The sequence below is a fragment of the Halopenitus salinus genome (genome assembly GCF_055397165.1).
Genome location: NZ_AP043852.1, coordinates 272,924 through 295,260 on the forward strand (window position 1 = coordinate 272,924; position 22,337 = coordinate 295,260).

Annotated in this window: 18 protein-coding genes and 3 pseudogenes; 18 read left to right on the top strand and 3 right to left on the bottom strand. The window is 56.9% G+C overall.

The window, feature by feature from the left end; genetic code table 11:
• The first annotated feature begins 596 nt into the window (after positions 1-596).
• The 6 genes and pseudogenes from ACZ5YD_RS01320 to ACZ5YD_RS01345 all read left to right on the top strand — a co-directional run.
• A complete protein-coding gene (locus ACZ5YD_RS01320) occupies positions 597-893 on the top strand; it encodes a hypothetical protein (protein ID WP_379739867.1) in 297 nt (98 codons plus the stop codon).
• Positions 890-2,998: an N-6 DNA methylase gene (locus tag ACZ5YD_RS01325; RefSeq protein WP_379739864.1), complete on the top strand. Its 2,109-nt coding sequence runs from the start codon at positions 890-892 to the stop codon at positions 2,996-2,998. Before ACZ5YD_RS01320 ends, ACZ5YD_RS01325 begins: the two co-directional genes overlap by 4 nt.
• An 82-nt stretch (positions 2,999-3,080) precedes the next feature.
• Positions 3,081-5,333: a sensor histidine kinase gene (locus ACZ5YD_RS01330; RefSeq protein WP_379739860.1), complete on the top strand. Its 2,253-nt coding sequence runs from the start codon at positions 3,081-3,083 to the stop codon at positions 5,331-5,333.
• A complete protein-coding gene (locus tag ACZ5YD_RS01335; RefSeq protein WP_379739857.1) occupies positions 5,330-6,409 on the top strand; it encodes a hypothetical protein in 1,080 nt (359 codons plus the stop codon). The genes ACZ5YD_RS01330 and ACZ5YD_RS01335 overlap by 4 nt, the downstream gene beginning before the upstream one ends.
• Positions 6,394-7,227: a hypothetical protein gene (locus ACZ5YD_RS01340; protein ID WP_379739854.1), complete on the top strand. Its 834-nt coding sequence runs from the start codon at positions 6,394-6,396 to the stop codon at positions 7,225-7,227. The genes ACZ5YD_RS01335 and ACZ5YD_RS01340 overlap by 16 nt, the downstream gene beginning before the upstream one ends.
• A gap of 437 nt (positions 7,228-7,664) precedes the next feature.
• Positions 7,665-8,218 (top strand): annotated as a pseudogene (locus ACZ5YD_RS01345) (transcription initiation factor IIB); the annotation flags it as partial.
• Positions 8,219-8,469: 251 nt separating this feature from the next.
• On the opposite strand, the gene ACZ5YD_RS01350 reads toward ACZ5YD_RS01345, so the two are convergent.
• A complete protein-coding gene (locus ACZ5YD_RS01350; protein ID WP_379739851.1) occupies positions 8,470-9,516 on the bottom strand; it encodes an RNA-guided endonuclease InsQ/TnpB family protein in 1,047 nt (348 codons plus the stop codon).
• Positions 9,517-9,645: 129 nt separating this feature from the next.
• Between ACZ5YD_RS01350 and ACZ5YD_RS01355 the strand changes: the two are divergent.
• From ACZ5YD_RS01355 to ACZ5YD_RS01370, 4 genes and pseudogenes are all read left to right on the top strand, one after another.
• Positions 9,646-10,023 (top strand): annotated as a pseudogene (locus ACZ5YD_RS01355) (transcription initiation factor IIB family protein); the annotation flags it as partial.
• Between the two features lie 77 nt (positions 10,024-10,100).
• On the top strand, positions 10,101-10,613 hold the full coding sequence (locus ACZ5YD_RS01360; protein WP_379739848.1) for a winged helix-turn-helix domain-containing protein: 513 nt from the start codon (positions 10,101-10,103) through the stop codon (positions 10,611-10,613).
• The gene (locus tag ACZ5YD_RS01365) at positions 10,610-11,062 is read left to right on the top strand and encodes a toxin-antitoxin system TumE family protein (RefSeq protein ID WP_379739845.1); all 453 of its coding nucleotides are present in this window, start codon (positions 10,610-10,612) and stop codon (positions 11,060-11,062) included. Before ACZ5YD_RS01360 ends, ACZ5YD_RS01365 begins: the two co-directional genes overlap by 4 nt.
• Before the next feature lie 2 nt (positions 11,063-11,064).
• On the top strand, positions 11,065-11,886 hold the full coding sequence (locus ACZ5YD_RS01370) for an SWIM zinc finger family protein (protein ID WP_379739842.1): 822 nt from the start codon (positions 11,065-11,067) through the stop codon (positions 11,884-11,886).
• A 42-nt stretch (positions 11,887-11,928) separates the two neighbouring features.
• Here the strand turns inward: ACZ5YD_RS01370 and ACZ5YD_RS01375 are convergent, their stop codons facing one another.
• The gene (locus ACZ5YD_RS01375; protein ID WP_379739959.1) at positions 11,929-12,480 is read right to left on the bottom strand and encodes a DUF7342 family protein; all 552 of its coding nucleotides are present in this window, start codon (positions 12,478-12,480) and stop codon (positions 11,929-11,931) included.
• A gap of 148 nt (positions 12,481-12,628) precedes the next feature.
• Here ACZ5YD_RS01375 and ACZ5YD_RS01380 point away from each other — a divergent pair.
• The 3 genes and pseudogenes from ACZ5YD_RS01380 to ACZ5YD_RS01390 all read left to right on the top strand — a co-directional run.
• A pseudogene (locus ACZ5YD_RS01380) lies at positions 12,629-13,513 on the top strand (biosurfactant protein 1); the annotation flags it as partial.
• Positions 13,514-13,624: 111 nt separating this feature from the next.
• The gene (locus tag ACZ5YD_RS01385; RefSeq protein ID WP_379739839.1) at positions 13,625-13,813 is read left to right on the top strand and encodes a hypothetical protein; all 189 of its coding nucleotides are present in this window, start codon (positions 13,625-13,627) and stop codon (positions 13,811-13,813) included.
• A 155-nt stretch (positions 13,814-13,968) separates the two neighbouring features.
• On the top strand, positions 13,969-15,240 hold the full coding sequence (locus tag ACZ5YD_RS01390; protein ID WP_379739836.1) for an RNA-guided endonuclease InsQ/TnpB family protein: 1,272 nt from the start codon (positions 13,969-13,971) through the stop codon (positions 15,238-15,240).
• Positions 15,241-15,548: 308 nt separating this feature from the next.
• Here ACZ5YD_RS01390 and ACZ5YD_RS01395 read toward each other — a convergent pair whose 3' ends face one another.
• On the bottom strand, positions 15,549-16,334 hold the full coding sequence (locus tag ACZ5YD_RS01395) for a TrmB family transcriptional regulator (RefSeq protein WP_379739833.1): 786 nt from the start codon (positions 16,332-16,334) through the stop codon (positions 15,549-15,551).
• 175 nt (positions 16,335-16,509) lie between these two features.
• Here ACZ5YD_RS01395 and ACZ5YD_RS01400 point away from each other — a divergent pair, with 175 nt between their 5' ends.
• From ACZ5YD_RS01400 to ACZ5YD_RS01420, 5 genes are all read left to right on the top strand, one after another.
• Positions 16,510-17,730 carry a digeranylgeranylglycerophospholipid reductase gene (locus ACZ5YD_RS01400; protein ID WP_379739830.1) on the top strand — a complete coding sequence of 407 codons (1,221 nt, stop codon included), beginning with the start codon at positions 16,510-16,512 and terminating at the stop codon, positions 17,728-17,730.
• 221 nt (positions 17,731-17,951) lie between these two features.
• Positions 17,952-18,614 (top strand): DUF6735 family protein, encoded by a 663-nt coding sequence (locus tag ACZ5YD_RS01405; RefSeq protein WP_379739827.1) that lies wholly within the window; start codon positions 17,952-17,954, stop codon positions 18,612-18,614.
• Between the two features lie 37 nt (positions 18,615-18,651).
• Positions 18,652-18,936, top strand: a complete 285-nt coding sequence (locus ACZ5YD_RS01410) for a hypothetical protein (protein WP_006825398.1) — start codon at positions 18,652-18,654, stop codon at positions 18,934-18,936.
• Positions 18,937-18,997: 61 nt separating this feature from the next.
• On the top strand, positions 18,998-19,747 hold the full coding sequence (locus ACZ5YD_RS01415; protein WP_006825399.1) for a helix-turn-helix domain-containing protein: 750 nt from the start codon (positions 18,998-19,000) through the stop codon (positions 19,745-19,747).
• 60 nt (positions 19,748-19,807) lie between these two features.
• A complete protein-coding gene (locus tag ACZ5YD_RS01420; protein WP_379739822.1) occupies positions 19,808-22,198 on the top strand; it encodes a heavy metal translocating P-type ATPase in 2,391 nt (796 codons plus the stop codon).
• The last annotated feature ends 139 nt before the right edge of the window (positions 22,199-22,337 follow it).

Below are 22,337 nucleotides of genomic sequence, written 5' to 3' on the forward strand. Positions count from 1 at the left end.
AGGCCGCTGTCGCGACGGAGTCCGTTTATTTGTCCCCTGAAGGGGCGGAGGGCACACCAGACCGTGTCCCCGAGCACCAATGTCCGAAGGACGTACTCTCACGGCCCGAGAGCGGCTTCGCATTCACCTCCGCGAAGCCCGCCGCAGGAACCGACTCCCCGATCGTGGAATCACAGTTAGACGCCGCGCTGGAGGGTTAGGACGACCTGCCGCCGACACCCCTGTGGGAGTGACCCGTCTGTGGGAAAGTCAGACTCCAAGAGCGGATTCAGAGATACTGATGTGGGTCGAAAACATAGAGTACTTTCGTTTCTGCCAATTCGCCAGTTTGGTTTCGGTCAGTTAGCGATAAACAGGCGCCTCAGGTGTTGTCACTTCAACGGATTTCAAGTTTCTCTACAAACACGCTGTCCACGCTGTGGCGGCTGCGCGAGCTTGTGGATATTTAAACTACCCACACGCTTCATATGCAGGTTACTAGTGTTCCTGTAGTAACTTCGTTTACGCCTTTCGCTCTGACGTACGGATTGAGAATAAGGGTGCGGATGCCCGATCATTCCGTTAATTATATGAAATCTGCGCTAATTGGCGAAAGTATGCCTTCCTCGGAGCGTCGCGACAAGGTACTGGCCTTTCTCGCCACGCACGATATGGCGCTCCCTCCGACCGCGATTTATGCCGGACTCAAACGCCACGAGGACATTACATTCGGGTATCGAACGGTCCAGAACGCCCTGTCGGATCTATTGGATCAGGGTTTGGTAAAGCGAGTCAACACAAACCGGCTCCGCGAGGACGGACAGATCGAAGAAATAGTTGGGGATGATGCGCGCCGAGCCTACTACTCCATCACTGAGGCTGGCCGTGACCGTCTGGAGGATAATAAACTATGAGCCATCAGCGCACTCTCGTTACCCTAATTGAGGATGTTGGTAATGCGGTTGCTGAACGAATCGAATCAGAAACGGCGATATCCAAGAATCTCAGAACTTGGATGGTGGATTTCGGGCTGGATGCCGCGTCTAACCCAGAGAAAACGGTCTGCAATTTGGCAGCATTCAATTTTCTCCTGAAAGCAACGCTGTATCGGGCTTACCGTAAAGAGGGAGCCACACTGCAAGTGCTCTCCAAAGACGCCAATATTGGGGCTAAATTCACTGAAGCCTGGAAAGAAACTGGCGACGAGGCGTTTCGTGAAAATCCTCTTGATACGCTCGTCGACGAATCCAATCAAGACCTCTTTGAGCCGCTCCTAGAAGCCAGATCTGTTATAGAGGAACATCAGACGCCTACTGATGGTATCGGTGAAATATTTGAGGCCATCGTTGAACAACCAGTTCGTCGAAAATGCGGGCAGTTCCGTACACCACCATTTGTTGGACGATTTATGGCTGAGTGGGCGATCACCTCCGGCGACGATGTTGTCCTCGACCCTGGTATCGGAGCGGGTGTTCTAACCGCGCAGATGTACGATGTCAAAACAGCTGCATCTGAAAAGAGTCGTGTCGAGGAAATGTGGGGTGTTGATATTAGCGAACTCGCAATTGTCATGGCATCAACGGGGCTGAAGTTGGAGAACGGGGGTGGCTCCCCCAACTTCCGCCATCACGACTTTATGAATACGCTCGTTGAGGGGAGCAACGTTCGAATCGACGGCCAGAATACGATAGTAGTGCCAACAGTTGATGCGATTGTTTCTAACCCGCCTTACTCTCGAAGCGCTGCACTCGAAGAGAAGCGGAACCAATATAATAATATCGTCGATGCTGAGGCTGGAGTGTCGATGTGGGGGCAGGCTCCACTATTCGCATACTTCTTTGTCCACTCGGCGCAGTTCTTATCTGATGGCGGACGATTAGCGTTCATTACTTCCTCACGCTTTTTTGACACGGTCTATGGCGAAGATCTTCGGAACTTCCTCTTAGACCGATTCGCGATTCGAGCCTTCCTCTTCTTAGAGCTCGAGGAGGCGGTATTCGAAGGAACCGATGTCACCCCCTGTATAACACTATTGGAGAAAGGCTCAACGAATACCGATCAAAATACAGCGTTTGTCCGCGTCGATGAGTGGCCCGACAATTCTGCGGAGCTGATTGAGGCTATTGAAAATGGGAAGCTTGGCGAGACCAACTTTGGATTCGTCAACCAAATTCGTCAAGGAGGACTGGACCCGGATCAAAATTGGCGGAGGTACGTAGATCACGCAGAAATTGACGCTGTCTCAGGACTAACCCAGTTTAGTGAACTCGCCACAATCAAACGTGGAATCGCAACCGGAAAGAACGATTACTTTTGTCTTACTCAAGCCGAAGTCGAAGAATGGGGACTAAACGAAGAGCACCTCGCAAAGATTTTGCGGCGGACTGCCGGCTTCAATGAGCTCGAAATTACGACAGCTAATTGGGAGGCCTGGCGGGACCGCGGTGACGAAGTATGGCTCCTCTACTGTTACGAAGATGGAGAGGCCATCGAAACAGTGGATGACGATGCGCTGGAGGCATACCATCAATACGGCCGCGAGGTGGGTGCCGACGAGAGCTACCTGGCGTCTAATCGCAACCCTTGGTACGCCGTTGACGAGCGAGATCCACCTGACATTATTGCGACCTACATGAGCAAAGATGGATTCCGGTTCATCCGCAATCGAGCCTCTATTCGGACGCTAAACAACCTCCACAACATCTTGCTGCCCGGATTTGAGGATGATGAAATAGATGCACTGCTCGCGTATCTAAACAGTAGTGTCGCCGATGAGATTACAAAACGAAGTGGTCGCAAATACTCTCGCGGACTCCACAAAATTGAGCCCAACGAATTGAAAGATGTACCGGTCATCGACACAAGAGATTTGCCGAATACTGATATTGAACGGCTGGCAACGGTATATCGGGCACTGCGGGACGCGATTAGAGCAGGGGGTGAAGACATTGACTCGACAACAGACATGCTAAACGAGACTGTTCGAGACGTACTTGATCTTGGAACCGAACCAGAGTAGCAGAATCAATCGAGCCGCTATTGCTTGTTAATTCTTCACCCACTGGGATTTTTATGTCTTAGTGGGCTATATATTATAAATTGTGTCGCAGGAAGAGCTCATTGTAGATGAGGGGTCGACTACGTTCACTAGTGACAGCCAAATTCTCTCAGAGCTCGGGGAGCGGCTTATTGCGACAGAGCAAGTCGCACTTGCTGAATTGATCAAGAACGCCTACGACGCCGACGCAACGCGGTGTAATATCTGGCTTGAGGACGATGGTAACACGCTCATCGTCGACGATGATGGCCACGGAATGACTGAACGCGAGTTCGACGATTTCTGGATGACGATTGCCACCTCAAACCGAGGGGAGAACCCAACCTCAAAGCGATATAATCGTGAGGTTCAGGGGTCGAAAGGTGTAGGACGTTTCGCAGTCCGTAATCTTGGGTTGTATCTCGAACTCGACACAGTAGCTAAAGATCCCGAAAGTGGAGAATATCTACGGTTGACTGCTGATTTCGATTGGAAGGAATTTGAAAGCGGCGCCGGACTCCGCGAGATGGAAGTGGAGTATCAGATTTCTCGGGATGCAAGGCCAGAGGAAGAGGGGACGAGACTGCGAATCTCCGAGTTACGAGACGAGTGGTCAGCGGAGAGTCTTGAGGATGTCTCAAGCGAGGTTCTTGATATTGTTTCTGCCCCGTATGAACCCGATCCAGCAGCGATTGAGGGTACAGACGACGAAGACCCCGGCTTCAGTGTCTACTTTGCACCGCCCGGTGAGGGGTCGCCGGCAAAGAGCATCGCTAGAGAAATCTACGAGCGTTACGTCGCAAAAGTAGATATTGCAACAGAAGGAAACACGCTGATTTATCGATACGAGTATGAAGACGCTGATGAACGTGAATATCAGTACGATCTTGCAGAGGAGGGTAAGTACGGGGAAAATTTAGTTGGTGAACTGAACGGGGAGATCCGGTTTATTCCTAACAGGAAAGGCGTATTGGCTGGAATGGAGACTTTCGATGGTCGAGATGCTAGAAGTTGGCTGACTGAAAACGGGGGTGTCAGAGTGATTGACGGCAACTTCAGAATGCCCCCATATGGTGACAAAGGAAACGATTGGTTGGGTCTATCTGAGTCTCAAGCCCGACGATCGCGGAATTGGGCATCCTCAATTACAGAGTCGCTCTTTCCAGAGGGGGAGCGTGAGGTCACTGAGAACGATGCTATGCTAATGCTCCCGAGAAAAATCCAGGTTTTGGGAGCGGTTCATGTCACTACATATCGCCCCGGGGAGCGAGTAGGGGCAGTTCCAGATGACCGCCTCGTCCCCGGCATGAACCGCCAAGGGTTCGTAGAAAACGAGGCGTATGATCAGTTGGTGGATATTGTTCGTGGAAGTCTCGAAATACTCGGCATCATCGACGTGCTTGAACAGCGCAAGCAAGAGCAAGAAGAGAAAGAAGAGAAAGTTGAGGAAACAACCGAAGATGCGAAAGCCTCAGTATCGAGTGCTAAAAGCTACGTAAAGGACTCTGACGACATCTCGGGAGAAACGGAGACAAACCTCTTAGATCAGCTCGACGAGGCCGAAAAGAATATCGAAGAAAAGCAAGAGGCAGAGCAAGAAGCGCGTGAGGCTGTCGAATCGATGAACGTTTTGGGCGTCTTCTCGGCATTTATGAGTCACGAAACATCGCTTATTGTCGACTCAGCCGAGCAAATGATTGATCGGTGGGAAGATGTCCCAGAGGAGCAACGTAGCCAATCGTTCCAAGAAGCGATCCAGACTACTGAACAAGCTTTGGAAGATTTCCGTGCCTACCAAAGTTATGCACAGATGGTGATGAACCAGCTTGAGAGTCAGGAGCTGAGTTCATTCAAATCGTATGCCCAAGTAGCACAACTCATTGATACATTCAAGAACTATACCGAGAGTCGCCATATCGAACCAATTAACGACATCTCAAGAGACATCAAGACACCGGAGTTAAACGTGGGAATGTACACGGGGGTACTCGCCAACCTCTACAGTAATGCGATGAAAGCGGTTGTGGAGACTCCTGTCAGTGATGGTGGCCGTAAGATTCGGTTCGAGGCAGAGAACACTGAAGAGTGGCATAAGGTACGGGTAATTGACAATGGTCCCGGAATCTCAGAGGAAGAACAAACGCGAATGTTTGAACCGTGGTACTCGACATCAGAAGTTGAGGGACCGATGGGCGTCGGGCATGGTCTAGGGCTGTACATTGTTCGGAAGGTTGTCAATGAAATTGATGGGGGCGTGTCGCTCGTCGACGCGCCAGATGGATACGAAACCGCCTTTGAGGTACGCTTCCCACGATGACCGCATTTACTGATAACATAGTGATATTCGAGGATCAAACAGATAATTTCGAAATCGTCGTTTCAGCGTTGCGGGAGACATTGTCGAGCGACTTGGAGGTACACCGGGCAGACATCAATCAAGAACTCGGCTCTAATCCAAGACAAGCAGTCGAAGAAATAATGGAGGGGTACGGGACACCGATATTGACCGTTCTAGATTGGGACCTCACACAAGGAACAGGTGCGGTGTCGCGTGATAATGTTATCACCTACTGTGAGAACAACCACCTTCCAATATGTCTATATCATGCAACGAATACAGGAGAGTCTGATATTGAGAAGGTGGAGGACTACGACGAAAACAAAATCAAGCTTGAACCAGATCTGACTTGGGAAGAAATCGGTGCTCAGTCTGCGTATATTGCTGACGGATTCAACGAGATTAGGGAGACGCTACATACGGTCTTCGAAGACAGTGACACACGAGCAATTCCAGAGTTGTTGGATGCACCATTCAGCGTTCGTGGAAAACTCGATCAGTACTCCTGGGGGAATCCGGGAGTAATCAAAAGCGGACAAGCAGACCTCTCCCAAGACGATATCATCAAGCGAGCCACTACTAACCAAGGCTATTGGATTCTCAACGAACTGCTAGAGTTTCCGGGGGCATTGCTGAACGAGGTAGCGCTGGCTGCCTATCTCAATGTCGACCACGAACAATTCTGTGGAAACGACGAATATAAACAACCATTCACTGATGCAGCCTATACCGGTCCTTTCGCTGGATTAGAGAACTGGTGGTGGACACCAAGTATCGACAATATCTCTATCCAAGAGAAGCGTGAAGACGAATCGAAGGGGCCGATTGGGCCTGAGCTGTTTGAACGGTTTGAGGTACCTCCGATCGGCGAGGCAGAGTGTCACAGCGAACTTGCGAACAGTTGTGGTCCAGCTCGGTACTACTGTATAATCAAGGAAAGACCGGTTTGTGAGGAACACTCTGTCTCCCCCGACGGGTGGATCCCGAAAGGAGCGACGCGATCGCGAGTGAGTGAAGAGGACTACGACCAGCTCAAGCCATGGGTCATGATGTGACGATGTCCATCCCGGATGCCGCCGAAATATATGGTTTAGATAGTGAGGCATATGGCAACATCCGAGAATCGTATATTTTTCTCTGGAACCTATTAGTAGGAATTGGTGGTTTAGAAATCAAGGGAAGTGATGACGATCTCGATATTTCACACCCACCTGATGACACCGTGACTGTCAAAAGCGATTCTGTGTTCAAAATCAAGGGTGTCGGCTTCGAAGCTGGACAATCGGCGGGTCCGATTGATATCTGTTTCAAGCCGGATTTGACGATAACAGGTGTTGAGTTCGATGGCCGTCGGTTCCCGGTGATTGAATCATCCGCGACTGCTGTAACGTATCTAAAGGTGGATGAACGAGGTCGCGCAGATATTGAGTATCAATCTGAGAGTAACAGACAACCAGCGAAGGTGCTGAGTGCATTCCACTACGATTTCGAGATGGATACAAAGGAGCGGCATCCAATTTTCCACACACAATACGAACCATCCTCAATCGAACTCGGTATATTGGCCGAAGACTACGATATCACTAATCAGTCTCAGGTGACCAATTCGGTTCCAAATCATCCCCGAATTCCAACGGCGCCACTCGATTTTACTGGTGTCCTCTGTATGCTGATTCACGAACACGTTGAGGAGTTTGATTCTGCATGGCCGAACGGCACACTCAACGCGGTAAAACGGCTTCCTACATTTCCACCTTGGTGTTTTAGACCCAACCCGATGTGTGATGGCGCGCTTGTACCTGAATGGTGGTACTTTGCTGCCCGAAATCAAACACAATTTCCCGAAGAGATTGTTGAAGGTAGGGGAATATAAGGCTATTTCTCGTTAAACCGGCCTACATCCTCGGGGCAGCGGCGTCGCAGTCGCGATGTCGACACGGATTTCGCGGATGTCACCATGGTAGTACTTCGATATGGTGGCCGGTAGGGTTTCGTGATCGGCAAACGACCCGGCTACGGCCTCAACGCCGGCGAGCAGCGCCTTATGCTCTCGGTGGGTCAGCCGGCGGCCGTTCACTCTAACGACGAACAGCGGCTGCCGTCGGTGTCCTGAAATGAACTGGCCCGTGAGCGCTTGGAACGGGTTCAGGTAGATTGCACTACGTTGGAGACGGGGACACAAGAGTGAGTCAAGCACTATCGCCTGAGTATCAATCAAGTTGAACCGCGGTTCGTACCCGTAGCGTCTATTTTCCCCCCAATGGGTGAGGGGTTCGCCGTACTGGTGAGTTCCTGAAATCGGTGAGAACAATGGCAACGAGAGACATCTACGAGACTGGCTTCGACGAAGACATCCAAACGGAGTCAAGCGGGAACCAGTGCCCCGAGTGCGACGGTCACGTCACCACGAACGTCAAAGAAACCGTCTGCGAGGACTGTGGCCTCGTCATCGAAGAGCAACGGCTCGATCACGGGCCGGAGTGGCGGGCGTACGATGAGGACGAGCGGGAACGGACGGGCGCTCCGCTGACAGCAGCCCGTCACGACCGAGGGCTCTCGACCGAGGGCTCTCGACCGAGATCGGGCGTGGAACCGACGCAAACGGGAACGAGCTCTCCGCACAGAAGCGCCGGCGGCTGGCCCGGATGCGACGTGAACAGACCCGTGGCCGGTGGCGGTCGAAGGCCGAACAGAACCTCGCCCACGGACTCGGCGAGGTGCGACGTCTCGCGAGCGCACTCGACCTCTCCGACACGCTTCGCGACCAGGCCTGCCAGCTCTACCGGAGTGCTCAGAACGAGGATCTGCTCCGTGGCAGATCCATCGAGTCTATCGGTGCAGCGAGCATCTACGGAACCTGCCGATTTGACCTCCTCCCACCTCTAAAGGGCTAGGATTCCCCGAAGGGGATATTCAGGTTGCGCGTTTCCTCGGCGGCGAGGTACGCTTTCGCGTCCCGCGTCAGCGGTCGCCGTCCGGTTACCACCTCGGACGTGCTTTCCAGCGCGTACAGCCGGGTCAAAGCGGCCTTCCTCCCCGGTCACGCCGGGCGGCTGCGAAGCAGCCGGTGGAGTATTCAGTCCACGAGGCCGCACGGTTCGCCTCAGCCGAACTGTTAGGCCGTGCATGGTTCACCCTCCCGTTGACGGATGTTCTCAGCGGCGTTCAGGTCGGCGTGGCGGCCACGATCACACTCAGAGCACACGAAGTGGTCAACGTCACGCGAGCCTTCGGCACCGCAGGCCGAACAGCGTTGACTCGTCTCGAACGGGTCAACTTTCTCGACGCGAATCCCGGCCTGCTCTGCCTTGTAGACGATGAACTCCTGCAACTGGCGGAAGTGCCACGAGTGGACGCCGCGCCAGTCACTACCTTCTCTGATACCGTCCAAGTCCTCGATTTTCAGTACGGGACTCTCGAACTGTTGTGACCAGTCGATGAGGCGACGGGAGGCGTTGTGGTTGAGGTCACGAATCCGGCACTGCTCTTTGTTACCCACGCGGTTGCGTGCGCGAAGCGCACCCGCCTGCTGAAGCGACTCGCGCAGGGAACGATATTTGCGCCGGACGTATTTTGCCTCACGACCGGACACCAGCATCGACTCGCCCGTCTCGGCGTCTGCCGCCAGCAGGTGGTTGTGGCCGATGTCCACGCCGATTGCCGTCTCCTCCCCCGTCTCGGCGTCGTACTCGACGGTGAACGTACAGAACCAGTCATCTCCCCGGCGGTACACCTGCAACCGGGACTTGTCGGCGTCACCGGCTATGAGCCGGTGTACGTCGTCGGCTATGCCGTCGTACACGTCGATGGGGGTGTACCACCAGCCGGAAATACAGGGGAAGCCGACGACGACGGATCCGTTCTCGGTGCGGTCAATCTCCCAGTTTTGGTTGTTGACCGCGAACGGCTGGCTGGCGTGGTATTCCACGATGCCGTCCTTCTTGTAGTCGGACTTGGCTTCGCGGATGGCCTGATTCTGGATGGCCGAGTAGAGCGGGTTGTCGATGTTGGCCGTGGTCACGGCCATCCCAAACTCGCCGTTCTCCCACCCGTCGATGCAGAACTGCTTGGTATCGCGGTACTGGTGGGTGGCGCGTTGCCACTCCCTACGGCGCTCGCGAGATGGGTTGTGGAACGTCGTGGTGACGGCCGTCGCGACCACGGTTACAATTGTAATATAAGTCTGGAAAGTGTTAAAACGTAAGAATATCGGGTCGGCCGACACCCGGGGTTTGCTCGTCAGTTGTCGACTCCATCCCACCCCTGAAGAGGTGGGCTTTCGACTCGCTACCGCTGTAACGGCCGGTCGCAGCTCCTCGACGACATCGTGGGGGTCGCAAAGGTCGGGGAATCGCGTGTCACGAACGCCTACAAGACACTCAACGAGGAACTGGGACTTCCGGCCAAACCCTCGACGCCGACGATGTATATTCCGCGGCTGGCATCCGACCTCGACTGTCCGGAGCGGATTCGACGTCGAGCGCGAGCACTTGCCGAGGCGGCTGGGGACGTCGACGTGACGAGCGGCGTCCATCCCGCCGCCTGTCTCTACAAAGCGGGGCAGGAACAGGGGCAGTGGGTGACGCAGCGTGCTGTCGCCGAAGCCGGGAACGTCACGCCAACGACTGTCCGGGCACATTACGAGACGGTAGCGGAGCAGGTAGCCTGACACCGCACCTGCACGACTACTACTATCAGATAATTTTCTCAGGAAATTATTTGTCTCTCGACTGCGTAGCACCCAGTATGACCGAGACGTGGGACGACGTCAACGAGCGGGTCAAAGCGGACTGGAAAGAGGAGACGACGCCGTTCGAGCGAGTGTACGAAATCGTCGAACAGACCCACGACGGGCAGTCGGCCGCCGAGATCGCCGATCGCGCCCTCGTGAGCGAGCCGACGGCGCGCCGCCACTGCAAAACGCTCGTGAACACCGGGTTCGCCGAGACGGAACAGGACGGGCAAGCAACGCTGTACAAGCGCAACAGCGACCGGGTGTTGATGTCCCGGATCCGTGAGCTGCGTGAGGAAGTCGATCGGCCGGAGTTGCTCGACAGCATCAAGGAGATGAAGACCGAAATCCGCCGCTACGAGGACCGCTACGACGTGGTATCGCCGGAAGAACTCGCCCAGCAACTCGACGCCGGCGAGACGGAGGGCTGGGACGACCTCACGGCGTGGCGCACGACGCGGCAGAATCTTGCCGTCGCGCAAGCCGCACTCGCCTACGACGAGGCCAGCCACCAACTCGCCGTATGAGCGACGACGACCGGGCCGGCGAGTTCGGACCGATCTATCTGACGGCCCTCCAGCGGATTCGTGATCTCTGGCTCGACCTCGAGCCGCTCGTCGATGCAGCGGGGTACGATGACGTCGTCGCCCCCACGGAACTGCAGATCAGTCTCAGCGATGGGTTGGGAGACGCCGAGAGCGCTCGGCTCGATATCCAGTGGAGCGAACTGGGGATGTATTCATTCCACTACGTCGATAGCGACGACGTCAACTGGCGCTTCGATCGCCACCCGAACACACACTCCCCCGAGATTCATTTCCACCGGCCGCCTGAGGCCGCGACGACGGACGCCGAACCGTCCTGTATCGACGTGACCGAGGTGTCACTCGTGACGCGTGCCGTCCATACGATGTGGCGGGCAGCGTACGAGAATGATGCACTGGATCGGCTGAATAGTGCGTCAAACCCACCGTAAGGATGGACGTAACCGAGGACGCGGTTCGAGACATCTGCACGGACGCAGTCTTCGAACGCGGCGAACGATATCTTACTGAGAGCCGTATCCACGAAATACACCGCGTCGATACCACCGTAACCGCCGTCGTGAGTGGCAGCCGTCAGTACGATGTTCGTGTTGACCTCGCCACTGACGGGTTTGCCCCGTGGTGCGATTGTCCGTACAACGGGCTGGGAGCGTGCAAGCACGTCGTCGCCGTGTTGCTTCGGTGTGTTGACGACCCACCGCCAGACGTAGGTGAGCAACTCGACGCCGCACTTGACGGCGCCGACGCCGACGAACTCCGCGCGTTCCTGCGTGACGCACTCGCGACCGATGCGGATCTCCGCGCCCAGTTTCTCGCCCGAGTCGGCGAGCCGACGAGGCAGTCGGTTGACGAGCTTCGCGCCTCGATCGACCGGCGGTTCGAAGAGACAAACCCCGAGTACCACGTCGTCTTCGAGCCTATCGACTTCACGCAGTGGTTCGATCTCGCAAATGAGTACCGCGAGCAGGAGCGGTACGCGTCGGCGGCGACCGTCTACCGGGCACTCGTCGAGTCGCTCGACGACAATATGGAGCGCGTCGACGGCGCCTACGACCACTTCTTGCGTGCGTTCAATCGGGCACTCGACGGGTATGTCGACTGTGTTGCGACCGCGGAACGCGACGCTGATGCGGTCACTGACGCCGTTGCGTTCCTTGAGGGGCGGGTGACGTCGGGAACGCCCTTCCTCTCGGAACACTTCGAGAAGGCAGCAGTCGAGCTTCGAGAGAAGCTGGGCGAGCAGTCCGACGAATAGTGTCGCCCTCGATGACGCCCGCAAGTTCGAAGATCACGAGAATTAGTTTGTGGCGCGGTCAGCCACGTCGGTCATCTGCTCGCGGGCGGCTTCGACGTCGGAGTAGAGTTCCAGTGCGTGCTTGATGAGGCGGCGATCCTCCTCGTTCTCGCGCCAGAACGCGATGACGTCGCGGCGGTCCCGGAGCTCCGCACTTGCGAGATCGCCGTCGGCGAGCGACTGTTCGAGGTCCTCCCACGTCTCGACGTCGTAGGTCGCCTGCCACTCCTCAATCTCCTCGGTAATCGCGGCCAGTTCGTTGCGTAGCTCCTCGCGAGTGTTCTCCTCGATGAGCGTCCGGATTTCCTCGAAGAGCAAGCGCGTGTAGTTCGGCTGATAACGCGTGGTCTCGCCAGCCTCGACGCGACGCAGCTGTCCCTGGTCGACGAGATCCTGGAGTTCCTCGTTGGTCGTGCTCCAGGCGGCGTCGGCCTGCTCGCTGATCCAGTTGACCGACCGCGGTTCGCGAAGCGTCTCGGCGACTGCTCGAATACGGTCACGGGCGCTCATCGACTCACTCCACGACTGGACCCCATCTCGCGAGGATTCGGACATGTGTGGCACCTCTTGCGACAGTGTTGGCGCTGAACTCCCATATATGTTTGTACTGTCTCGCATAATCAAGAGGATATTGCGAACGAGATGGTCCGGACGTTGAAATACGAAACCGACGGAAACTATGAGCCAACCGATGCACAACTGATATACTGACTTTGCAGAACTGCGGCCGACCGGCGAAGCGTCCCACACTCCGGACACGAGGCTGGACGACGGGTGTAAGGGTGCCCCCCGGCGGCAACGCGTCGCGACGAGCTCTGGTGGCTACCCTGATGCGCCGACGATAACCGATGGCGAGTGCCGGTCCTGTGGGGTGTCAGTCCCAGACGGCCAGACGAAATGCCGGTTCTGTCTCACCAACCATCTCGGGAGTGACGCGACCAGCACGGACGAGACAGCGTCAACGACGTGCCTCGGCATCGTCCACCTGGTCGTCGAGTCAACCACGTTCTACGGCGCCGTGGCGAAGGGCGGCGCCGCGGCGAACCTCCTCTCCGCCAACGACGAGGAGTCGGCCGTCGACGGCTACACGCTCATCTACGATCTCGACGAGGCGCCGGCGCGCCAGCTGGCCGAGCAATGGCCCTCACTCCCCGACGCGGTACAGGTGTCGTCAGCGGAGGGAGAGCGCCTTCTCAGCGTCGCCCGTGACCGGACTGGGTGGCACGGGCAGGAAGCGTCGGAGCGGCAGGAGCAGGCCCCGACGCGGCTCTACGACCAGCGTGGGGACGGCATCCGCGACGAGTCGCGTCTTGGAACGGTCCTCGACGACGCCGATGACGCGGTGTGGATAGTCCCAGCGATGGCACTGACCGAATCTACTGGCGAAGCTGCGGCTGATCGCCAGGCGTCGTCGGTACCGACGACGCAGGAACTCGACTGTCAAACCTGTGAACAGGCGACCGACCATCGGTTCAAGACCCACGAGTCGGTCCCGGATGCGGCGTGGACGGGCCAACCGATCTGGGAGTGCCGGGTGTGTGGCTCGGCTCGCTACGGGCCGAGTCCATCGACGCACCGTTCGTCTTAACCAACAAAATGGCTATATGATTCTCAATGTTGGTTAATAGACGCACTCAGTTCCACAGCTACCCGCAGCCGGAGAGGTTTCTCTGCGCCGTGAATCGGCGAGGCGCTTCAAATGGACCCACGCAACACACCGGGATATCGACTGCATTGCTCACTCACCAATCTCAAGCGCATCGAGACGGCCGGGCTCGACGACGCAGATCAGGAGCGGATAGAGGCAGCGAGAGCTCTCCTGCAGGACGTGAGTCTGCTCACCCAACCGCAACACAGCGGAGACGCCGATACACAGATCAAGTCCTGATCGACGTCGCAGGCCGGAATTCGGGTGTCTCGTTCCAGAAGCTGTTTATTGCCCCCCAGAAGGGGTGCGGGGGAGCGATCCCCGGGAGCGACCAATGACCCACCTGGCTGAACAATTCCCCATTCCCGAAGAGAGACAACAAAGGTGAATCACAGATGGACGACACGCTACGACGCACGGTGCGAATCAAACTCGACGTACCCAGAGAACGTCGTGGCGATCTACATCAGACCAAGACTCAATTCCTCCACTGTGCTAACCGAACGAGCGAGTGGGCCTGGCGGTACGACGACGACTGTATCACCAGCAAGAGCAGGGCCGAAGAGGCCCTGTATGACGGGTTACGGGAGGAAACCGAGCTCACCGCTAATCTCGTTCAGAAAGGTATTCGTCGCGCTATCGCAGCCGTCAGGGCCGGCGTCGAGAAATTGACGCAGGGTGAGAAGACCAGCCAACCAAAGTTCGACTCGTGGAGCATCGTGTACGACAAACGCTCCGCGACGTTCAACGACGACCACGCCACCCTCTCGACACCGAACGGAAGAGTCACCGCCGAATACGTCCTCCCACCTGAAAATCAGCGAGAGAACACGCCGTTCGGACGGTACTACGAGAGTGACAACTGGAATACGTCAAGTGCCACGCTCCAATATGACGAGAACGAGGACACGTTCTACCTGCACGTTACGCTGAAAAATCCCGATTATGAGAGTGACGGACCGGAACGCCAAGAAAGCGAGTCATGTGATGATCTCCCCGAGAACGGAGTGGTTCTCGGCGTGGACTTGAACGTGACTGGCGCGTTCGCCGTCACCTCCACAGGCGAGTTTATTGGCAGTGCAGACTTCCTCACCCACAAACGCGAGCAATACGAGCAACGCCGGGGGTGCCTACACCAGACGGGTACTCGGTCGGCCCACCTCACGATTCAATCTATTGGTAGTCAGTTCAGCGAGTGGTCATTAGACTGGCTCCACAACCGAGCCAACGACCTCATCGAGGAAGCCGATGATGCGGATGTAGACGGGATTATTTTCGAGGACCTCACTCACATCCGCGGGAACATTGCGAACGGCAGCAAGTTCCAGCAGTGGGCCTACGCGAAGTTCGTGGAACTCGTTGAGTACAGGGTCGAATCCACAGAGTTGTTCGTCGATTCCGTGAACCCAGCGTACACGAGCCAGCGGTGCTCATATTGTGGGTGTACCCACGAAGATAATCGCGACGACAAGCAGTTCGAGTGCCAGTCATGTGGGTATGAGGTGAACGCTGATTACAACGCGGCGAAGAACATTGCAAACCGATACTGCGAGTATATCCATCGCGGGCAGAAGTCTCGCGGTGGATGGGCCACCAGTCAACTGGCCCTGAAGTCAGGGATGCTGAACGTGAATGGTGAATACACGCCTTCCGCCTTGCGCGGATAGAGCGGGAGTCCACTGACAAGTCTTTGGGCTTGACCCGGAGACGGTTGACGAAGTGCCGCTTTCCCATACTGCCAAACCAAGTACGTCGTTCGCGACGGCCAAGTCCTCCACGCGGACCTCAGTTCCCCCGACCCGATCGACGAGTAGCAGTGGTCGCCGATACGGGTTTATATTCAGAGCGAGCTAAAACAGCCGGGCAGTACAGAGGATATACTCACCGCTGAGGGGAACAAATCGATTAGGCGACATTACATCTTGGTCTGCCCCCACTTCAAGCAAATCATCGGTTCAGAGGGATCTAGAGTTTACTAAATGAGAGGGTCTGCATTGGTCCACAGTTGTTGGAAGCATTTCTCAAACTCTTCGACCACCTTCGAATCTTTAATCCCGACTACTCCAATCCGATCGCCACCAGTTACTGGATGTGGGAGGTCAATTGTCGTCTCTACCTGATCGATTACATCGAAAGAGAGAGCGACATCAGAAATAGTTCTTACAGTCACATCGACGGAACGTTCGTCGATTAAACTCGGAAACCTATCCGGAAGTACGGTAACGACCTTCTCACTCAACAGTAAATCGACTGTGAGGCCTGAATTAGCCCCTTCAAAAAAGGCCTCAATTTCAGTTTGGAATGTCTCCCACGTGGAATTCTCATAGGGCGTTCCCATGACTGCATGAACGGAATTCTCCGCAGACCGCATATGTTGCTGGAGAGCCGTACTCATTTCATCGCTCCCAAGCGACCCGCACCAGAAACTACTCTTTGTAGGTGGTGTCGGCAAAAGGTTCGAACGGACCGTTTTAGCAGCCTCCAAATGGTGGTTCCACTCTTGAGCCATCTCATGCGTCTTCTCAGCTAGAAGGATATCAACGGCAGTCTCGGGTTGTACTGCAACGTACTGTTTTGGATCATTTGACTGGATCTCAATCAGCTTGCGAGCTTTGAGGTTGTTGAGCACATCGTAAATACGGCCTTTCGGAACGCCGCTAATATCGGAGAGTTCAGTCGCAGTGACCGCACCTGTCACTAAGAGTGACCGATATACCTTCTCTTCATAACTTGAGAGTCCCAATTCTGCCAGCTCTGACATAGTACTCCGTTAGATGCCCAAACGAATTGTATGTGCTGTTCTGTTTCCTGTTGTCATACGATGTCGGCGGAAAATTACTGCTGAAACTATAGGACGGCCTATGTTGAAACGAACCAGAAGTGGCACTGTGTTTCAATACCTTTTCGGCTGTATTCTGGGAGTTTGTACATCAGAAATGGATGATCGCTACGACGTGATAATTGCTGGTGCAGGCCCAGCAGGTGCGCAGTGTGCACGAGATCTCGCTGAGCGTGGTTACGATGTAGTTGTTTTGGAGACTGAGGCAGAGGATGAGTTCCCGGCACAGAGCAACAAATCTACCGGCGGTACGTTCGCGTCGATGATGGCCTCCTTCAGTATCCCCGACGACGTGGTCATGCACGCGACAGATTCAGTTGTTATTGAATCTCCTAACAACTATCTCGTTCGAGATCAGCCGGGGTTCGTCCTGGAGTTTTCTGAGTTCAAAGAGTTCCTCGTCGAAGACGGCCGGAGGAAAGGAGCAGACTACCGTTTTGACGCCCGTGTGAGAGATCCAATAGTCGATAATGGGGATGTCGTGGGCGTCCGATACAATAGTGACGAGGAGATCTACGCAGAGATAGTTATTGATGCTACAGGGCCAGCTGCACCGTTAGCCAAGAGCTTGGATGTCGTCGATCTAGAGCGCAAAAATCACGCGATTGGTATCGAATATCAATTTGAGGGAATCAATCTCGATCATCCTGGGTATGCCGATCTTGCTGACGCGATGATGCTACAGCTAAACCACGAATACGCCCCAGGAGGATATTCTTGGATTTTCCACACTGGTGGAGACACAGCAAAAGTCGGTGTCTGTTTCATTCAAAACAAGCGGTATCGGGAGCACGCCACTGAGGATCGAACTGTGGACGGTTTCCTCGAATATTGGCTTGAAACGGATCCACGCTTTGAAAACGCCAAACGTGTCTCGGATACGCAGGTTCGTGGCTCAGCTCACATTCAACCGCCGGGAGCGATGAGTACTTCGTCATTTATGGCAATTGGCGATACAGTCCCATCGGTTGATCCTGTATGGGGTGAGGGTGTGTACAAGTGTATGAAATCAGCTCGTGCAGCGGCGGTGACCGCCGACCGTTGTCTTACTGGTACAGTGGATACGTCTTCGGAAGCGATGGCAGTCTACGATGACCTCTGGCACGAGCAAGTCGCCCCCCGACAAAATCGTCGTCAGATGATGACCAGGCTACTGTATCTCGCATCAAATGAACGGTACGATCAATTTATGAAGGATCTGAACGAGCTCAGTAAGGACTCCCTCTCAGCGATCAACGACGGAAATATTCGTAAAATCGCCAAATTATTTTATCTAAGTGATTTACCTCTTCTCTGGAGATACTGGAGAGAACCATAAACTGTGTGTAGTATCCACTTCATACTCGATGATTCTTTAAGAAGATAACTTGCAGGAGCTTCCATATTTAGTTCATAGATCCACTCGCCGATTTAGCCGCCCCAATTTCACTACTCATCCCGAATAAAGAAGCCTCGATAGCAACTATTGGTAGCGTTGTTCGTCCCCCGAGAGGGGTGCGGGGCGATCCAGTCGCGGTCGCCCCGTGAGGTGATTGCTCGATGGGACACCGCGCACTCGTTGCGTACGAACGCACAGACGGACAGTACACGCTCCACTACAGCCATTGGGGCGCAGCGAACCTCAAGCTCAAGCGCCGAATTTCGGCTGAATCGCCGTTCGGTGGTGACGACACCGACTCCAAGTGGGCGAAACAGCTGCTGGCGGAACTGGCCGATGGCCTCGAGGCAGATGCGGTCGACGGCTACCTCGCCGGCGAGGATCGACCGTCGACGGTCGTCGAACCGAAGCCCCGCGCCACCGGGCTCACCCTCGACGAGATCGTCGCTGACCATCTCGACTACCTCCACCACGAGGCGTTCTTCGTGGTGTCGACGACGTTCGAGGTGACCGCCTATCGGACGCTGTGGTTCGGCCTCCAGTACGACTCAGAGACGGTCGAGCAGGGAGAAACAGTCGGGAACGGCGCGCTCGCGACGGTGCGCTGGTACGACGGCGAGCCGGTCGGCGACGGCCACCTGCAGGGCCAGTTCGCAGCCCTCAAAGACGTCGTCGGCGACATGCTCGACAAGGGCGTCTTCACGCCGTCGACGGCGAGACAGTACCTGAAACGGAAGCTCGCTGAGCGGGTCGGGGACCGACAGGAGCTGCTCATTCCGACCGGAGAATTACCCTTCGAGAAGGCGAGTCTCAGCAAGCCGTAACACCACTTCCTTAGTGGATCCCGGGAAACACCCAAGTATGTCAAATCAGCCTAAAGACGGTGTTCGTGTTTGGCTTGTCGAGCGGACGTACTCCGATGACGAACAGAATCTGATCATCCTCACCTACGCAACACCCGATGGCGAACAGTACTATCGGAAGGAACGAGCACTAACCTCATTCACCGACGTCCGAGATACGACGGCAGCAGTCGACGCTGAACCCGACAATCTCGGCACGGTCGATGACCCCGACCTCCAGGAACAATACGCGGCCGAAGCGCAGCGAATGCAGGAGGTCCACGACCCGGACGACGTGATCTGATACCCGCCAGTAGACATCGCCCCGGGCCATGGGTTATGTCGTAGGAGGCCGTACACAGGGTATGCGCGAACTCGTCTTCGCCCTCGAATACGAGCCGGGCTGTAACCGGGTGGCGGACGCCCTCGCCGACCACCCCGACGCCCGTGTCCGCTCGCTCTCGCTGCACGCCACTGCCGAGCGTCTCTGGCGGGTCGACCACGCCACCGGAACTCCTGAGGCGCTCGACGCCATCGAGGACGCCTTTCTCACCGGCGACTACTACGCTGACTGTCTCGCCACCGAGGACTGTGGCGCCACACAGACGACTCGTGTGCTGGATCGGACGGACGACACGCTCATCCTCTACTCCGACTGGGAGCGCACTCCGACCTGCGCCTCAGTTCCCCATATCGCTCGCGACCACCTCGGCGACGGCGTCTTGTTCGAGACCCGTCACGAGGGGCGCCACTACACGTGGCGACTCATCCACTCCGGCGATGGTGACGTGGCGGCGTTCTTCGACGCTCTCGAAGTCGCCGTGGGGGAGTGTGCACAAATGGAGATGCTCCGCACAGCGGACACAACAACATCAGCTGGGGGACGCGACGGGACACCGAGCGGCCTACCGCCAGCCCAAGAGGCCGCTCTTCAGGCTGCGGTTGAACACGGCTATTACGAGTCGCCCCGCGAGGTCGACGTCGGCGAGCTCGCCGGGCATCTCGACGTGCCACGGTCAACACTCACCTACCGACTCCGTCGGGCGGAAGAACATTTGGCGAAGCAACATGTCGCCGGCGAGCGGGTAGCTGAAGAACGGCTGGCATCACACTGACGCCAGTAGTTGGAATATTCCAATAAAGACCTATCGAACTCCCGCTCCTACCGTGAAGTGATGACAGAGAATCCGAATATAGCGGGACAGGCGAGCGGGGGCGGGCAGCGACAGGAGTTGACCGCCCGCTTCACCGTCCCCGAGATGGACTGTCCCTCCTGCGCCCAGAAGGTCGACAAGAGCCTCCAGCGCGTCGACGGCGTCGTCGACGCGACGCTCCAGCCGACCACCGGCACGGCGACTGTTACGTACGACCCTGACCGAATCAGCGAATCCGACGTGGTCCAAGCGATCGAAGGTGCCGGCTATGAGGTCGTCGGAGGTTCGGACGCCGAGAGCGATAAGCGAGAGGAGTCGGGCAATGGCGTCGACATCGCGCCACCGTCGGAGGTCTGGACGAGTCCCCGCGCGAAGAAGATGTGGCTCGGCGCGGCGTTCGTCACGCTCGGTCTCCTCTTCGAGTTCCTCCTCACCGGGCAGAACGTCACAGTGGCGAGCGTCCTCGAGTACCCGCTCCATATCGCAGATGTTCTGTTCCTCGGCGCCGTCGCGGCCAGTGGCATCCCGGTCGTCCGTAGCGGGTACTACTCCGCGAAGAACCGAAGTCTGGACATCGACCTGCTGATGGGGACGGCGATCATCGCGGCGACCGGTATCGGCTACTTCGTCGAGGCCGCCACGCTGGCCGTCCTGTTCAGCATCGCCGAACTGCTCGAGGACTATGCGATGGACAGGGCACGGGACTCCCTGCGCGAGCTGATGGAACTCTCGCCCGACGAGGCGACCGTCCGTCGCGATGGTGAGGAAGTGACCGTTCCCGCCGAGGAGGTCGACGTTGGCGAGACCGTCGTCGTCCGCCCCGGCGACAAGATTCCGCTCGACGGGACGGTCATCGACGGCGAGAGTGCAGTCGACCAGTCGCCGATTACGGGCGAGAGTGTCCCCGTCGACAAGGCTACCGGTGACGAGGTCTACGCCGGCGCGATCAACGAAGAGGGGTACCTCGAGGTAGAGGTTACCTCGACCGCTGGCGATTCGACGCTCTCGCGCATCATCGAGATGGTACAGGGTGCACAGGCGAAGAAAACCGAGTCTGAGCAGTTCGTCGACCGCTTCTCGGGCTACTACACGCCTCTCGTCGTCGCGCTGGCAATCCTGACCGCCGCCATCCCGCCGCTGGTCATTGCCGACCCGGTGTCGGTGGACCTAGCCGGCTACGGGTTCACCTTCGCGGGCGACTGGCAGTCATGGTTCATCCGCGGGCTCACGCTGCTGGTGATCGCCTGCCCGTGTGCGTTCGTCATCTCCACACCCGTTTCGGTGGTGTCGGGCATCACGAGCGCCGCGAAGAACGGCGTCCTGATCAAGGGCGGAAACTACCTAGAAGCGATGGGCGAGGTCGACGCCGTCGCCGTCGACAAGACCGGGACGCTCACCAAGGGCGAACTCGCCGTCACCGACGTCGTTCCGGTGGGTGACACCACGGAGGACGATCTGCTCCGTCGCGCCGCCGGGCTGGAGCGGCGCAGTGAGCATCCCATCGCTACGGCGATTCTCGCCCGGGCGGAGGAGGCAGGCGTAGGCAACCTGCCCGACCCGACTGGCTTCGAGAGCCTCACCGGGAGGGGCATCCGCGGCGAGATCGACGGCAAGACGTACTATGCGGGCAAGCCCGCGCTCTTCGAGGAGCTCGGCTTCGACCTCGCTCGGGCACGCCGCGAGACGGACGGCGGTGTCATGGCGGAAGAGGCAGCCGAGTCCGACGCCGGCGCGTTCGCCGAACATGCCCTCTCCGCGCTGGAGCGGGAGGGCAAGACGGTCGTTATCGTCGGGACGAAGTCGGAACTGCTGGGTGCGATCGCCATCGCCGACGAGGTGCGCCCGGCCTCAAAGCGGGCCGTCGAACGCCTGCACGAGTTGGGCGTCAAGCGCGTGGTAATGTTGACCGGCGACAACGAGGGAACTGCCCGCGCTATCGCCGAGCAGGTCGGTGTCGATGAGTATCGCGCAGAACTCCTGCCCGACGAGAAGGTCGACGCTGTCGAGAAATTACAGGCAGAGTACGGTGAGGTCGCGATGGTCGGTGACGGCATCAACGACGCGCCCGCGCTCGCCACCGCGGAGGTCGGCATCGCGATGGGCGCAGCCGGCACCGACACCGCTCTTGAGACGGCCGATATTGCGTTGATGGGCGACGATGTCGGGAAGCTCCCGTACCTGTACGACCTGTCGCGTACGGCCAACGGCGTGATCCGGCAGAACATCTGGGCGAGCCTCGGCGTAAAGCTCCTGCTGGCGCTGGGCGTGCCGCTGGGTCTGGTCAGCGTTGCGTTGGCGGTCGTTGTCGGTGATATGGGGATGAGCCTCGGTGTCACCGGGAACGCGATGCGGTTGTCGCGAATCGCGCCTGAACGCATGGACGGTAAGACTGGCCAAGAAATGGGTGTATGAACCCATGAAGACTAGCGAGAAAGACAGTGCCACCTTATGCAGAACTGTGTCACTCGTCGAACACGAGAGCAACGAGCTCTCTGAACCCCTTCGGGCAGGTCCAACGAACACGTCGAACTGCTCGAATCCCGTCTCCCGA